Consider the following 13,990-nt stretch of genomic DNA (forward strand, 5'->3'; position numbering starts at 1 on the left):
ATGACGGCCTCTACCCCCACACTTGAAGACGCGGGACCAGAAACTCGCGCGATTGAAGCAACACGTAGACCACAGTCCACCAAGCTGTCCCAGGGACTCGAGGTTGTGATTCGTACGATCACGCCAGTCGTTCTCGCGCTCGTCGTCGGTGGGCTCATCATCTGGGTGATGGGTGTCAATCCGCTCGACTTCTATGGCGACATCTTCTACCTTGGAATTGCCGGAACAGGCTGGCAGAAGACCCTCACCGCAATGGCACCTCTGCTCATTATTGGGCTGGGACTGATCATCGCGTTTCGGGCACAACTCTGGAACCTTGGATACAACGGTGCGTATCTCATCGCAGCGGCGGTGGTGGCCGGCACAGCGCCAGACATTCTTGCCACGCTCCCGTTCGCTGTAGCAATCGTTCTCCTGTTTGCGATTGCAGTTGTTATTGGCGTCGTGCTCGGCTTCCTGCCCGCCTGGCTGAAAGCAAAGTACGGCACAAATGAAATCATTACCAGCTTGATGGTGTCATTCATTGCCATCAGTGGTGCGAACATCCTGGTGAAGGGGCCCTTCCAAGATGTCGAAGTGACCGTCCCTCAGACACGAGTGCTCGACCTCAACCTGATGCTTCCATACATTCCTGGCACGCGGGTGCATGTGGGTTTTGTCATCGCAATCATCTTGGTGCTGGTGTTTCACTACATACTCACAAAGTCGTCGTTCGGGCTGAAGGTCGATATCTTGGGGGCGAGCCCGAAGGCAGCAACGCACGCCGGACTCGATGCAAGAAAGCTCATCATCACGGTATTTCTGCTCTCGAGCGGAATGATTGCGTTTGCCGGAGCGATCGACATGCTTGGCTTGTGGGGCTACATGCGCACGAACTGGAACCCCGTATATGGTGACAAGGTTTTGCCGTTCGTGTTCCTCGCACGTCTGAACCCGCTTGGATCGATTCCGCTCATCGCGTTCTATGCGATCCTCGCAACTGGCGGCACCATCGCTGCGCAGCAAGCTGGTCTGTCCGTCGATTTCCTTCTCATTATTGTTGCGCTCATCCTGTTCTTCATGACGGTTATCGAATACCTCGGCAACCGTAAAGATCTTGGAAAGAGCTACCTGCCTGCCGGTCTGTTCAAGTCCGCCAAGAAGCACTAAGGACGAGCATCATGATCGATTTTTTTAGCGAAACATTTCTTACCGCGTTTATCGTCGCCGTGCTGGCGAGCGCGATTCCACTGCTGCTCGCCTCAATCGGTGAGACCGTTGGCGAGCAGTCCGGTGTGCTCAACATCGGTATGGAAGGTCTCATGCTCGTCGGTGGCTACTTCGGTTTCGTGGGAACCCTCGTGAGCGGAAGCTTCTGGGTTGGTTTTCTCAGTGGAGCGGCTGCAGGCATCGCACTGTCGATGGTCATGATGGTGCTCTGTGTTTGGTTAGGTCTGAATCAGATCGTCGTCGGTATCGGTATTGGACTAGCCGGTGCAGGTGTGAGCAGTGTGCTCTACGACTTCCAGTTCGCGGAGTCGAAGCCACGACTCGGGCTCGATACTCCTTGGACAATTCCTTTCCTCTCTGACCTTCCCGTCGTCGGGAAGGGCCTTTTTGCGCAGCCCGGAATGTTCTATGTCTCGCTCATAATCTTGGTGCTGACATCGATCTGGCTGTACAAGACGACACCAGGATTGCGCCTTCGTTCAGCTGGTCAGAAACCAGCTTCGCTGGATGCCGCCGGCGGCAGCGTCATGCGCACTCGATCACTTGCGGTGCTCTTTGGTGGAGCTATGTCAGGACTGGGTGGTGCATACCTCGCCCTAATCTCCGCGGGCACCTTCACTCCGGGCATGACGAACGGCGTGGGCTTCCTTGCGATCGTTGTCGCAATGCTCGCCCGTGGACGCTTCACCTGGGTACTGCTGATCTCGATCGTCTACGGTCTCTTCGTCGCTATGGGCACGGTACTTCAGCTCACCACTCTGAACATTCCAAATGACGTCGTTCACATGATGCCGTTTGTGGCCGTGATGATTGTGCTGACGTTCTTTGCTCGACGATCCGCGCTTCCTCCTGCGCTTGCGACTGCGTATGTGCGAGGTGCACGGTGAATCCAACTCCTATGGTTCATACGCTCCGCGGAATTGAGCCCGATTGAGTTGTTCCAGCCTCGGCCAATAACAACTCAACGTAAGGATGCATCATGAATCACAGTACTGAAGTATTTACACTGTCGGCCGGACCAACGATGGCCACACACCGAACACTCGCGGCCCTCGGGCAACCGATCATGTACCACTACGATCCGGTGTTCCTAGAAACGTTCGGGCGCACGCAACGCAAGGCTGCAGAAGTGTTCAAGACGAAGAACGACATGCTCCTCATGCAGGGTGAGGCTATCGTTGCGCTTGAGGGTGCTGCGCGGTCACTTACGAAGCCCGGCATGAAGGTGCTCAACCTAGTGCAGGGTGTATTCGGCAAAGGCATGGGGTACTGGCTGGAAAGCTTCGGCGCCGAGCTCCATGAAATCGAAGTAGCGTACAACGATGCTGTTTCTCCCGAAGCCGTTGAGAAGTATCTGCAGGAAAACCCTGGCATCGGTCTGATCACGATGGTCCATTCCGAGACACCCTCGGGTACTCTTACTGATTGCGCGGCGATCGGCCCGATCGCGAAGCGTTACGGCGCGCTCACGCTTGTCGACGCGGTTTCGTCGATCGGTGGTCTCGAGTTCGAGACCGATGAGTGGCAGCTTGACATTGTTGTCACCGGCGCGCAGAAGTGCCTCGCGGGCCCTCCCGGGATCGGTATGGTCTCGGTGAGCCCTGCTGCATGGGAACAGATTGAGAGCAACCCCAACTCCCCACGTGCATCGTACGTGTCATTGCTTGACTGGAAGGAGAAGTGGCTTGAGGGTGGCGCCTTCCCATTCACGCCGTCGGTCTCAGACGTGCATGGCCTCGAATCAGTGCTTGACCAGGTGCTCGAAGAGGGGCTCGACAACGCAATTGTGCGCCACACGAATGCCGCATCGGCTACTCGTGCAGGTGCCCAAGCCATGGGCCTTGAGCTGTGGGCTGCGAGTGAATCGATCGCTGCAAATTGCGTGACTTCGGTACGCGTGCCGGGCGATCTGGAACACCTGGATATTCGTGCCCACGTTCGCGCGAAGTACGGTGTCATGCTCTCGAGCGGCCAGGGCGCGGGCAACCTCATGCGCCTCGCGCATATGGGGCCGAGCGCAAATGCTATGTACCCGATCGTGGGACTCACCGCACTCGGGCAAGGTCTCCGCGACCTAGGTGCCCAGGTCGATCTTGGTGCAGGAATTGAAGCAGCCATGAGCGTCATTGCTCAGAACAACTAGCTCCAGCTAACGAAAGCGGCCTCATTAGATGAGGCCGCTTTTGCGTTTCAGCAACCATGATGTCAAGAAGCTTGATGAGGGGCTCCTCGCGCAGGTATGGATCTTGGTGGATCCTCAATGCAAACAGGCAAGGTGAGGGGAACACACGGCGGATAAGCTGAGTAATCCACGCGTAAAAAACTGCTTCCCCAGACCGTAAGCCGGGCCGGGGAAGCAGTTTTAATTGGTTACTGCGCTGCTTTCTGGAACGAGATATCGAATACTGACGAAGCTTCAGGTGCGGTCTCAATGACGCCCTGGTTAGCGAGTACGTCGATCGTGTTCTGCCAGACGTCCTCGTGCATGGTGCCGAGGCCTTCTGACGCGGTAGCGTCGCTCTCAAATGTGAAGTCGATGTCTGCCTGCAGCTGCTCGATGAAGATGCTCTCCTTGCCGGCCAGCTCAGCAGACGACGCCGCAAGAATCGTTGCTGCTTCTTCTGGGTTGTCGATCGTCCACTGGAATGCCTTGAGGTATGCGCGGGTGAATCGCTCAACGAGGTCAGGGTTGTCATCAATGAGCGCCTGGCTCGTGAACATACCTGATCCGTAGACGTCGTAGCCGTTCTCGGATCCCAGCATGATGCTCAAGCTGCCCGGGCCGCCAGCCTTTGCCTCAAGCTCAGGCACCTCGGCGTCGATGTAGCAAATGATTGCATCAACGTTGCCGGTGAGCAGGTAGCTCTCGTACGGAGGGGTCACGGTGAGTTCGTTGACCTTGCCTTCGATACCGTTTGCCGCGAGGAGTGCTTGCCAGAAGATGTAGGTGGACCCTGCAGGGTGTACGCCAACATTGAGTCCAATGAGATCTTCAGCGGTGTTGAGTTCGTGATTCTCAGCGAGGGAGCACATGCCGAGTGGGCTCGACTGGTTTACAGCTGCGAGAGCTGTAACTTCAACACCCTGTGAACGGGCGGTTGCGAGCGTTGGGAGGTCACCAAAGCCGAAGTCGGCCTTGCCGGTGCCAACGATTCTCATGGCATCAGGCGATCCCGTGCCCTTGATGATGTCATCGACGACGATGCCCTCTTCTTCGAAGAAACCCTGGTCCTGTCCGACGAAGAACATCGCGTGATTTCCGCGTGGAACGTAGTCGAGCTGAACTGTGACATGGTCGAGCTCTACCGCAGCCTCGCCGTCTCCTTCTGACGAGCCGTTTGAGCTGCAACCCGTGAGGATCAGTGCAGCTGCGCTGGCAAGTGCCAGTGCGGGGAGGATTCTCTTTTTCACGATGAACTCCTTTGTTGTGTGATTGTGAGATGACAGAGTAGTTAGTTTGCGGGTTGGATCTTGATATGCGGGTAGAACTTTGCGGCGAGTAACTCAAGCGCACTAATTGCGTAGTAGAGCACAAGCCCAAGAATTGAAATTGCGGTGAGTGCCGCAAACATCAGTGGGGTATCCAACTGTGTCGAAGCGAACTGGATGAGGTATCCAAGCCCTGCTGAGGCGCCCGAGAACTCCGCGACAACCGCACCGATTACACAGAGCGTGATAGCGATTCGAAGCCCAGCGAACAGGTTGGGGAGTGACGTCGGAAACTGAACACGCCAAAGAAATTGATTGCGTGTGGAGCCGATGGAATTCGTGAGTGCCTTGAGATCAGGATCGAATCCTTTGAGTCCAACGATCATATTGAGCGTAATCGGGAAGAACGCAATAACAACAATGAGCCAAAGCTTCGGAGTCAGGCCGTACCCAAACCACAGAATGAAAATTGGGGCAAGAGCTACCTTGGGCACAACTTGGAAGAGCACAATGAGCGGGTACACCGCGCGCTCGATCCAGTTGAAGCGCACGACGACGATCGCGAGACTCACGCCAATGGCGATACTCACCAGGAAGCCGTAGAGAATTTCTTGGGTCGTCACCCATGTGCCATCGAGCAGTAGGGGAGCGGCCGTAAACATTTCGGCGATGATCGCACTCGGCTTGGCGATCACAAACTCTGAGACGTTGAAAACCACGACGATTGCTTCCCACAGAATGAGAACAATCGCGGCTACGACGATGGGAGGCCAGAGCGCAGAGACTTGGGTGCGGAACCAGTTATTGCGTACTGGTCTGGCGCTGCGCGTGATGATCGCGACGGTATCGGTGGAGGTCATGCCGCGCTCCTTCCTGCCTCGACATTGAGGTCTAGTTGTTCACGAAGGATGTCTTCGTAGGCAATAAATTCGGCTGTGGTGCTTGACCTGCCGTCACGCGGGCGGGGGAGATCGATGCCTTGGGAGAGTGTGATTCTTCCCGGGTTCGCACCCATCATGTGGACGGTGTCAGAGAGGAAGACCGCTTCGGAAATGGAGTGTGTGACGAAGACAACAGTCTTGCCGGTGGTCTGCCAGAGCTCTTGGAGGAGCGTGTTCATCTGGTCTCTGGTAATCGCATCAAGCGCACCGAAAGGCTCATCCATGTACAGGATTGCAGGGTCGAGTGCGAGTGCACGCGCGATTGAGACTCGCTGGGCCATGCCTCCAGAGAGTTCATGCGGGAGTTTGTTTGCGGCCTGACCGAGGCCGACGATCTCGAGAGCTTCCATTGCGCGGCGGCGGGCTTCCACTCGAGAGACTTTCTCTTTGCTTAACTCGATGAGAAATGCAGCATTGTCGAGCGCTGTCTTCCAGGGGAGGAGCGCGGCCTTCTGCTGGACGAGGCCGATCTTGCCCTTCTTGACCGCAGTCATAACGTCGTCATCGCCGATGCGTACGCTGCCGGTACTCGGAGCCTGTAGCCCTCCAAGGATCTTCAGCAGGGTGCTCTTGCCGCACCCAGAGGGGCCGAGCAGCGAGACGAACCCGCCTGACGGGATCTCGATATTCAGCTCGCTGAGTACCTCATGTTGTACGCCCTGTCGTGTGAACGTCATTCCAATGGAATGGGCCGAAATACTGTCCTGTGCCACGGAAGCTCCTTTGCCTCTAGCTGATAGCTACTTCCGGAAGTGTATTCAAAGTTCTTGATATATGGAAGTTCAGAATCACACTTTGATAAGAATGTGCCCATGTTTGGAGGTTATGCACATATCAGACCCAGCCAACTGACATGCCTGGCTTGTGATTTATTCGAACATATGTTCGAATACTTGCATGAGGTGGAATGAGCAGCGAGTTACGCAGGGTGCGGCTCAACTTGACCAGGCGTTTGAGCCGTCGGCGCTCCCTGGGCTTGAGCTGGCCGAAGTGGCGGCGCTTCCCGGGCACCTTCGCACGGTACGTACGCCGGAGTTCGCTGGCGCGGTGTTCCACGAGGTGCTTGCGAAGAGTGCATTGAACAAGGTGCCGCAGGGCTCGTCGATGCCATTCTCCTGGACCATCAATCCGTACCGTGGCTGCTCCCATGCGTGTGTGTACTGTTTCGCTCGCGGCTCCCATCGATACCTCGACTTCGACACGGGCAAAGACTTCGATTCGCAGATTGTGGTGAAGGTGAATGTCGCTGAGGTGCTCGGGCGCGAGCTCGCGAAGCCATCGTGGCAGCGTGAAACCGTAGCGCTCGGCACGAACACCGACCCCTACCAGCGTGCGGAGGGCCGGTACAAGCTCATGCCCGGCATCATCGAGCAGCTTGCGCGCAGCCGAACACCGTTCTCAATTCTTACGAAGGGCACGCTGCTGCGGCGCGATCTTCCCGCTCTCGTCGACGCGGCGGATCGGGTGCGGGTGCACCTTGCAATGTCGATTGCGGTTGGTGATCCAGAACTGCAGCAATCAATTGAGCCCGGAACCCCGACGACGAAGGCAAGGCTCGACACGATTGCCGCTGCACGCGATGCTGGTTTCGAACCCGATGTGTTCGTCATGCCGGTGCTGCCGCACCTCACTGACTCGCCCGCACACCTGAACGCGCTCCTCCGCGACATTCGAGACGCGGGTGCGCGATCGGTGCAGTACGGTGCGCTGCACCTCAGGTCACACGTGAAGCCGTGGTTCTTCGCCTGGCTTGAGCGGGAACACCCAGAGCTCCTGCCGCAGTACCGCAAGCTTTACCCTGGTGCTTCGAGCAAGGCGACGCAGGCGTACCGCATAGATCTCGCGGCGCGGATCCGCCCCCTCATACGCCGTTATGGCCTCGAGCCGCAGCGCGGATCGGGTCGCAGTCGTGACCCCTACCCACCAATGGGTTCGGCAACGACCACGGCAGGCCAAGCCGCGCCCATGCTCAATTTATTCGAGACGCCCTCGATCGAAGCCCCCGGTGCTCCTGCGCCGACACTCTTTTGAACCTGGCGCGACCTAGGTGTCCACGGGAATGGAGCCGATTCGCGACTGATCAGGCCTCGCCCGCGGCAACCCGAGCAACCGCGATCGCATCAAGCACCCGCGCCCGAAGCGCATTCCCGCGCTCAGCAAATCCGCGCTGGCGCCGCACATACTCGCGCTTGCCCTCGGGGGTCTCGATCGCAATCGGCTCGAGCGGAACTCCTGCGTGGTCGGTGAACCCGCTCACGTCATAGGGTGAGGCTTGCATGTCTACGACGCGAATATCACGGGCGAGCTCGAACGCGTCAAGCAACAGCTCGCCAGGAATGATCGGGCCGAGCTTGCCAGCCCACTTGTACACATCCATGCCTGCGTGCAGGCAGGCAGACTGCTCGGTGTCTCGCTGGTTCTCGCGGGTGGGCGCCAGTTTATTCAAGGGCCCCGCCGCAGGAGTAAAGAAACGGTACGCGTCAAAGTGGCTGCACGAGATCGGGTTCGACTCGACGACCGCGTCGGTGGCCTCGTGGCCAATGCGCAGCGGCAGACGAGTGTGGCGGATCTGCTCCGGCGTCAACCGATACACCATTGCCCATTCGTGCAACCCAAAGCACCCGAACTGTGGCGTGCGTTCGAGCGTCGACGAGAGTAGCTCCTCTATATATGAGACGGTCGCGCCGCGCTTCGCAAAGTAGGCGTCGAGGTCAACAGAGGCGGATCCGCCATCGACGCGGTAGTAGCGCCACGTCTCGCGATCCACCGCGCCTTCGAGCGAGGCACCAACGCCCGGATGCCACTTGCGCAGCTCGCCCGGAGAGATCGTGTAGTAGGTCCAGAGAAAGTCTTCGATCGGGTGCGTCTCGCCGCGCGAGCGGCGGGCACGGTGAGTTGCAGAAAGAGCGTCTGCGCGTGCCTGGTGCTCGGCCTCACGTGCGCGCCAATCTGCCGCCTCGAGCACGGCAGATGTGCTGCGCTCAAGCGTTGCGTTGCCCGAACCGGGGCCCGTGCTGCGACTCACCCTGACGCTCACTCCGTGTCCCGCCCGCGCAGCCGATCAATCTCGCGCCGCTCGCGCTTCGTCGGGCGACCAGCGCCGCGATCGCGAATGATGTCTGCGGGCCGCTCGACGCGGGGCAGGGGCGGCGGCGTGAGATCTTCGAAGTACTTGGCAGCTTCGGCGGCGCTGCCGCGGCGAATCGCGAGGCCAGTCACCCTATATATACGGTCGAAGCCGTGCAAACGAACGCGTACCTCATCGCCGACGCGCACCGGTTGCGATGCCTTCGCGGCGACGTCATTGATGCGCACGTGTCCGGCCCGGCACGCAGCCGTCGCCTGACTGCGGGTCTTCGCGAGCCTCGCGGCCCACACCCAACTGTCGATGCGCACTGATTCCACGGTTCGATCGTACGCGAGCATGCTTGAAAGCTCGCCACCATGCCACGATAGATGAGTGGCTGAGGAATACGAAACGATCGCGTCTCGCGTTGACACCGAGATTGAGATCTCGCGGTCGCGGTTTCTCACCCGCCTCGAGCGCGTCGATAGTGAAGAGACCGCGCGTGAGGTCATCGCGGGGGTGCGGAGTGAGTATCCGCGGGCGAGGCACCACTGCTCTGCGTTCGTGATTGGCCCCGATGGTCGCGTTCAGCGATCGAACGACGACGGAGAGCCGAGCGGAACCGCGGGCGCGCCGATGCTCGACGCGTTAGTGTCTGCTGGCCTGAGCGACGTGGTCGCCGTCGTGACCAGGTACTTCGGTGGGGTGCTGCTCGGGGCGGGTGGCCTCACGCGCGCCTACCGATCCGCCGTCGCTGGCGCGGTGCTCGAAGCGAGGCGGGTGAGGCGCGGCATGCGACGCGAGGTCGCGGTGCGATCAAGTTACGAGGTCGCCGCGCAAATTGAAGCAGAGGCGAGGCGTCGCCGCTACGCAGTTGGCGACGCCGACTACACCGACACTGTGCTGCAGAGATTCGCGGTGGCAGAGTCGGAGATCGATCCACTGCGCGCGCTCGCCGCAGAACTCAGCGCGGGCGGCGCCGATGTGCAGACGGGCGAGGCGAGGTTCGTCGATCTCGCATAGTTGGGGGCTGTCTTGCGGTGTGGATCGCAAGGCTTGATGTCAGTCGCAGGCGGTAGCCTTGCGACATGAACTTTTGGTCCGAGATCGTGGGGCAGCCGCAAGCCGTTGAGGTGCTCGAGCGCGCGGCAGCACCGGGGGGAACACCGGCTCACGCTTGGCTCATCACGGGCCCTCCGGGCTCGGGGCGTTCGAACCTCGCATATCGGTTTGCTGCGGCGCTTATTGCGCGCAGTGAGGCAGATCGCGACCGGGTGTACGCGCAGGTTCGTGCAGCGACGCACCCTGACTTTGCGCAGCTCACGACGCAGGCGGCAGTCATCACCATCGGTGCAGGCCGCGACATTGTGACGACCGCGCACTACTCGCCGAGTGAGGGTAGGTACCGCGTCATTGTTGTTGAAGACGCAGATCGCATGGCCGAGCGCACGTCGAATGTGCTTCTGAAAGCGATCGAGGAGCCGCCCGAGCGCACAATTTGGGTGCTCTGCGCCCCGAGCGAGGCCGACCTGCTGCCAACGATTCGCTCGCGTGCTCGTTCACTCAGGCTCGTCACCCCGAGTGCCGCCGACGTGGCGAGGCTGCTCGTTGAGCGCGATGGTATCGACCCTGCGCTCGCTGAGCGAGCGGCCCGACTCGCACAGAGTCACATCGGCATGGCGAAGCGACTTGCGAGCGATCCCGAGGCGATGGATCGGCGGTCGAACACGATCAATGGGGCCCTCGGCGCGCGCACGCTCGGTGACGCGATGGCGGTTGCCGCTTCGCTCATCTCGATCGCGCAGGCAGACGCCGACGCGCTGACCGAACAGCTTGACTCGAGCGAGCGCGAAGCCGCGATGCGAAACCTCGGAATCGCTCCTGGTGCTGCGATTCCTCCGAAGCTTCGCTCACAGATGAAGGCGCTCGAGGAGGACCAGGGCAGGCGTCGCAAGCGCAGCCTGAGAGACGGCGTCGATCGCATCCTGACCGATCTGCTTTCGCTCTACCGAGATGTGCTGCTCACAAGCCTTGGCGCCATTGGTGAGGGTGGCGGCAGTGCCGGTGGTGGTAGCACTGCGAACCTGATCAATGAGGAAGCGGGGGAGGCGATCCGCGAACTCGGCGATCGTTGGAGCCCAGAGCAGGCGCTCGCCGTTGTGTCTGCGGTCGAAGAAGCACGGGTGAGGCTCGCGAGCCAGATCACTCCCGGTCTCGTGCTCGAGGCGCTGTTTGCCCGCATCGTCATGGCCGACAGCGGGGTGCTCGAATCCTAGAAGAGAACCCGATGAGTGAGGGCGACGACGAGCCTATGCGCCGACCGCTGCGCTGGCTCATCCCTATCGCGGCGATAGTGATCGTCGTGGGGCTTGTCGTGTCCCTCACAGGGGTGTGGCGTGCATTCCAGCCTGCCCCGACGCTCACCCCGCTCACTGAACTCCAACTCGAACTCCCTGACGAGGTGCCGACTGGCGGCAACTTCGGCGATCAGAGCCCGCGGTGGGAAGACTGCGGAAACGGCAAGGTATGCGCTGACGTGCGCGCCCCGCTGAACTGGGGGAGCCAGATTCGGGCACGATCCGACTGCGACTCGTGAAGCAAGCAGCGACTGGCGGCGACCCGATCGGCACCCTCTTTGTGAACCCGGGTGGTCCGGGAGCCTCGGGTGCGAACTACGTGCGTAACAACATCGACGGCGCGGTCGGCACGGCGCTGCAGCGAGACTACGACGTGATCGGGTGGGACCCGCGAGGCGTGGGCGCCTCAAGTGCGGTGAACTGCTTCGACGACGCTGAGATGGACGAGTTCTTGTTCGGTATCGACGATGATTCCGTCGATCTCGAGCGTGGCAGTGCCGAGTGGATCGCGGCGGCGACCGAAGAGTCCACCGCATTTGGCGCCGCCTGTCAGGAAAACACTGGGCCACTCCTGGGGTATGTCGACACGAACTCAACGGTGCGCGATCTCGATATGCTCCGCGAAATTGCTGGCGACGAGCAGCTACATTATCTTGGCTATTCCTACGGCACGTTCATCGGCGCGAGATACGCGGAGACTTACCCCGAACGGGTCGGGCGCATGGTACTCGACGGGGTACTCTCGCCGTCTGCGACGCTCGCTGATGTGGTGCGAGAGCAGACTCGCGGCTTTGAAAGCGCGCTGCGAAGCTACGCAGCTTGGTGTCTGTCTGGCGAAGACTGCCCGCTCAGCGGGTCGGTAGTTGGTGGATCGGCGACAGGCAAATCAGCCTCGGTCGAGGCGGCAGTTGATGCGGCGATGACCCGCATTCGGTCCGTGCTCGAAGCCGTCGATGACGAGCCGATCCGCGCTACGGACGGGAGGCTCCTGGGTTCATCAACTCTGCTCACCGCGATCATCACCCCGCTGTACTCGCAGTCGAACTGGGGCTACCTAAACACGCTGTTCGCGAGTGTTGCCGAGGGTGACGCAGACTTCGCGTTCGCGCTTGCGGATTCGTACTATGGGCGAGTTGATGGCACCTACGAGGACAATTCAACGGTCGCATTTTCGGCAATCAACTGTCTGGACTATCCGCGAGACGCCGATCCAGAACGAATGAAACGCGAGGCCGCAGAGCTTGAGCAACTCGCCCCCACGATAGGCAAATTTCAGGGGTACGGCGACCTGAGCTGTGCGGGCTGGCCCTACCCGGGCGTTGAGTCGCGCGACAAAGTTACGGCGCGTGGTTCAGATCCAATTCTGGTTTTGGGAACAACCGGTGACCCCGCGACCCCGTATCAATGGGCAGTCGATCTCGCTGAGAACCTTGAGAACGGAGTGCTCGTAAGTCTCGAGGGCGAGGGGCACACTGCCTACGGCAAGAACTCGTGCGTGGATCGGGTAGTTGAGTCCTACCTGCTCGACGGCACCACTCCCGAAAACGGTCTTGTCTGCAGGTGATGCAAGGTGAAATTCACCCGGAACACGTGGTAGAGTTATCGTTTGTGTGCGATCCCAATCGCGCCACGCCGACTTAGCTCAGGGGTAGAGCAGTTCCCTCGTAAAGAACAGGTCTCGGGTTCAAATCCCGAAGTCGGCTCGGGTAGATCATGCAGTGCATGAGAAGCCGGAGCCCTTGTGGCTCACACTACCGCGCGCCGGATCGGCCGACGAGGCGGGAGAGCGGGCGCAACCGCGCACGTTCGAGGAAAGGAAACAATCATGGCAAAAGCCAAGAAGGTTACCGGTCTGATCAAGCTTCAGATCGCAGCCGGCGCCGCGAACCCGGCACCCCCCGTGGGTCCTGCCCTGGGTCAGCACGGCGTTAACATCATGGAATTCTGCAAGGCGTACAACGCGGCTACAGAATCCCAGCGCGGCAACATCGTCCCCGTCGAGATCACGGTTTACGAAGACCGCTCATTCGACTTTGTCTTGAAGACCCCACCGGCAGCTGAGCTTCTCAAGAAGGCAGCTGGCGTACAGAAGGGCTCGGGCACCCCGCACACCGTTAAGGTTGCGAAGGTCACCGCAGAGCAGGTTCGCCAGATCGCCGAGCAGAAGCAGGCCGATCTCAATGCGAACGACGTCGACGCGGCAGCGAAGATCATCGCGGGCACCGCTCGCTCCATGGGCATCACGGTCGAGTAAGGGGAGACGCAAATGGCACAGAAGTCAAAGGCGTACCGCGCCGCTGCCGAGAAGATTCAGGCAGACAAGTTTTACACTCCCGCTGAGGCAGTAGCCCTCGCGAAGCAGACGGGATCCACAAAGACTGACTCAACCGTTGAGGTTGCAGTGAAGCTCAGCGTTGACCCCCGCAAGGCAGACCAGATGGTTCGCGGCACCGTGAACCTCCCACACGGCACGGGCAAGACCGCTCGCGTCATCGTGTTCGCAAACGGCGCTGCTGCTGAAGCAGCCCTCGCAGCGGGTGCTGACGAGGTCGGCGGCGACGAGCTCATCGAGAAGGTGGCCGCTGGCTACACCGACTTCGATTCAGCAGTCGCAACCCCCGAGCTCATGGGCAAGGTCGGTCGTCTCGGTAAGGTACTCGGCCCCCGCGGTCTTATGCCAAACCCGAAGACCGGCACCGTCACCATGGACACGGCAAAGGCTGTTTCTGACATCAAGGGCGGCAAGATCGAGTTCCGCGTTGACAAGCACGCTAACGTGCACTTCATTGTGGGCAAGGCTTCGTTCTCGGAAGAGCAGCTGAACGATAACATCACCTCGGTGCTCGACGAGCTCGTTCGCCTGAAGCCTGCTTCGGCGAAGGGTAAGTACGTCACCAAGGGTGCCGTCTCGACCACTTTCGGCCCGGGCATTCCGCTCGACGTTTCAGGTCTGTAAGACACTTACGGCGACGGCCCCTTCTGCACAC

General features: G+C 60.0%; 15 protein-coding genes and 1 tRNA gene. 11 read left to right on the forward strand and 5 right to left on the reverse strand.

The genetic code is table 11. The features are described 5' to 3' along the window. The 3 genes from H9L06_RS08530 (at window position 1) to H9L06_RS08540 (ending at window position 3,352) form a co-directional block, all read left to right on the forward strand. A complete protein-coding gene (locus H9L06_RS08530) occupies window positions 1-1,149 on the forward strand; it encodes a putative B6 ABC transporter permease subunit 2 (protein WP_187554788.1) in 1,149 nt (382 codons plus the stop codon). 11 nt (window positions 1,150-1,160) lie between these two features. Then, window positions 1,161-2,096 (forward strand): ABC transporter permease, encoded by a 936-nt coding sequence (locus H9L06_RS08535; protein WP_187554789.1) that lies wholly within the window; start codon window positions 1,161-1,163, stop codon window positions 2,094-2,096. Between the two features lie 92 nt (window positions 2,097-2,188). Beyond that, window positions 2,189-3,352, forward strand: a complete 1,164-nt coding sequence (locus tag H9L06_RS08540; protein ID WP_187554790.1) for a pyridoxal-phosphate-dependent aminotransferase family protein — start codon at window positions 2,189-2,191, stop codon at window positions 3,350-3,352. Between the two features lie 227 nt (window positions 3,353-3,579). On the opposite strand, the gene H9L06_RS08545 is transcribed toward H9L06_RS08540, so the two are convergent. The 3 genes from H9L06_RS08545 to H9L06_RS08555 are packed head-to-tail and all read right to left on the reverse strand — an operon-like array spanning window position 3,580 to window position 6,292. Next, window positions 3,580-4,620, reverse strand: coding sequence for an ABC transporter substrate-binding protein (locus tag H9L06_RS08545; RefSeq protein ID WP_187554791.1), 1,041 nt, complete (start codon window positions 4,618-4,620; stop codon window positions 3,580-3,582). 41 nt (window positions 4,621-4,661) lie between these two features. Beyond that, window positions 4,662-5,498, reverse strand: a complete 837-nt coding sequence (locus H9L06_RS08550) for an ABC transporter permease (RefSeq protein ID WP_187554792.1) — start codon at window positions 5,496-5,498, stop codon at window positions 4,662-4,664. Next, window positions 5,495-6,292 (reverse strand): ABC transporter ATP-binding protein, encoded by a 798-nt coding sequence (locus H9L06_RS08555; protein WP_223165183.1) that lies wholly within the window; start codon window positions 6,290-6,292, stop codon window positions 5,495-5,497. Before H9L06_RS08555 ends, H9L06_RS08550 begins: the two co-directional genes overlap by 4 nt. A 184-nt stretch (window positions 6,293-6,476) precedes the next feature. On the opposite strand from H9L06_RS08555, the gene H9L06_RS08560 reads away from it, so the two are divergent. Further along, on the forward strand, window positions 6,477-7,610 hold the full coding sequence (locus H9L06_RS08560; RefSeq protein WP_187554793.1) for an Rv2578c family radical SAM protein: 1,134 nt from the start codon (window positions 6,477-6,479) through the stop codon (window positions 7,608-7,610). 49 nt (window positions 7,611-7,659) lie between these two features. On the opposite strand, the gene H9L06_RS08565 is transcribed toward H9L06_RS08560, so the two are convergent. Then, window positions 7,660-8,604 carry a 3-methyladenine DNA glycosylase gene (locus tag H9L06_RS08565; protein ID WP_246454336.1) on the reverse strand — a complete coding sequence of 315 codons (945 nt, stop codon included), beginning with the start codon at window positions 8,602-8,604 and terminating at the stop codon, window positions 7,660-7,662. A gap of 8 nt (window positions 8,605-8,612) precedes the next feature. Then, a complete protein-coding gene (locus tag H9L06_RS08570) occupies window positions 8,613-8,984 on the reverse strand; it encodes an RNA-binding S4 domain-containing protein (RefSeq protein WP_187554794.1) in 372 nt (123 codons plus the stop codon). 55 nt (window positions 8,985-9,039) lie between these two features. Here H9L06_RS08570 and H9L06_RS08575 point away from each other — a divergent pair, with 55 nt between their 5' ends. The 7 genes from H9L06_RS08575 to rplA all read left to right on the forward strand — a co-directional run bounded on the left by H9L06_RS08575 (window position 9,040) and on the right by rplA (window position 13,959). Continuing rightward, window positions 9,040-9,669: a YigZ family protein gene (locus tag H9L06_RS08575; protein ID WP_187554795.1), complete on the forward strand. Its 630-nt coding sequence runs from the start codon at window positions 9,040-9,042 to the stop codon at window positions 9,667-9,669. 65 nt (window positions 9,670-9,734) lie between these two features. Beyond that, window positions 9,735-10,922: a DNA polymerase III subunit delta' gene (locus tag H9L06_RS08580; protein ID WP_187554796.1), complete on the forward strand. Its 1,188-nt coding sequence runs from the start codon at window positions 9,735-9,737 to the stop codon at window positions 10,920-10,922. 11 nt (window positions 10,923-10,933) lie between these two features. After that, a complete protein-coding gene (locus tag H9L06_RS11795) occupies window positions 10,934-11,242 on the forward strand; it encodes a hypothetical protein (RefSeq protein ID WP_246454338.1) in 309 nt (102 codons plus the stop codon). After that, window positions 11,239-12,567 carry an alpha/beta hydrolase gene (locus tag H9L06_RS08585; protein ID WP_246454339.1) on the forward strand — a complete coding sequence of 443 codons (1,329 nt, stop codon included), beginning with the start codon at window positions 11,239-11,241 and terminating at the stop codon, window positions 12,565-12,567. The genes H9L06_RS11795 and H9L06_RS08585 overlap by 4 nt, the downstream gene beginning before the upstream one ends. A 67-nt stretch (window positions 12,568-12,634) precedes the next feature. Next, a tRNA-Thr gene (locus H9L06_RS08590) sits at window positions 12,635-12,706 on the forward strand. A 122-nt stretch (window positions 12,707-12,828) separates the two neighbouring features. Then, window positions 12,829-13,257: a 50S ribosomal protein L11 gene (gene rplK / locus H9L06_RS08595; RefSeq protein WP_187554797.1), complete on the forward strand. Its 429-nt coding sequence runs from the start codon at window positions 12,829-12,831 to the stop codon at window positions 13,255-13,257. 12 nt (window positions 13,258-13,269) lie between these two features. Then, a complete protein-coding gene (gene rplA / locus H9L06_RS08600; RefSeq protein ID WP_187554798.1) occupies window positions 13,270-13,959 on the forward strand; it encodes a 50S ribosomal protein L1 in 690 nt (229 codons plus the stop codon). Window positions 13,960-13,990: the final 31 nt, after the last annotated feature.

It is taken from the genome of Leucobacter denitrificans, assembly GCF_014396385.1.
GTDB classification, from domain to species: Bacteria; Actinomycetota; Actinomycetes; order Actinomycetales; family Microbacteriaceae; genus Leucobacter; species Leucobacter denitrificans.

Coding starts and splice junctions, on each gene's coding strand:
- rplA (WP_187554798.1), top strand. CDS start 13,270: ATGGCACAGAAGTCAAAGGCGTACCGCGCCGCTGCCGAGAAGATTCAG.
- H9L06_RS08550 (WP_187554792.1), bottom strand. CDS start 5,498: ATGACCTCCACCGATACCGTCGCGATCATCACGCGCAGCGCCAGACCA.
- H9L06_RS08560 (WP_187554793.1), top strand. CDS start 6,477: ATGAGGTGGAATGAGCAGCGAGTTACGCAGGGTGCGGCTCAACTTGAC.
- rplK (WP_187554797.1), top strand. CDS start 12,829: ATGGCAAAAGCCAAGAAGGTTACCGGTCTGATCAAGCTTCAGATCGCA.
- H9L06_RS11795 (WP_246454338.1), top strand. CDS start 10,934: ATGAGTGAGGGCGACGACGAGCCTATGCGCCGACCGCTGCGCTGGCTC.
- H9L06_RS08540 (WP_187554790.1), top strand. CDS start 2,189: ATGAATCACAGTACTGAAGTATTTACACTGTCGGCCGGACCAACGATG.
- H9L06_RS08535 (WP_187554789.1), top strand. CDS start 1,161: ATGATCGATTTTTTTAGCGAAACATTTCTTACCGCGTTTATCGTCGCC.
- H9L06_RS08530 (WP_187554788.1), top strand. CDS start 1: ATGACGGCCTCTACCCCCACACTTGAAGACGCGGGACCAGAAACTCGC.
- H9L06_RS08580 (WP_187554796.1), top strand. CDS start 9,735: ATGAACTTTTGGTCCGAGATCGTGGGGCAGCCGCAAGCCGTTGAGGTG.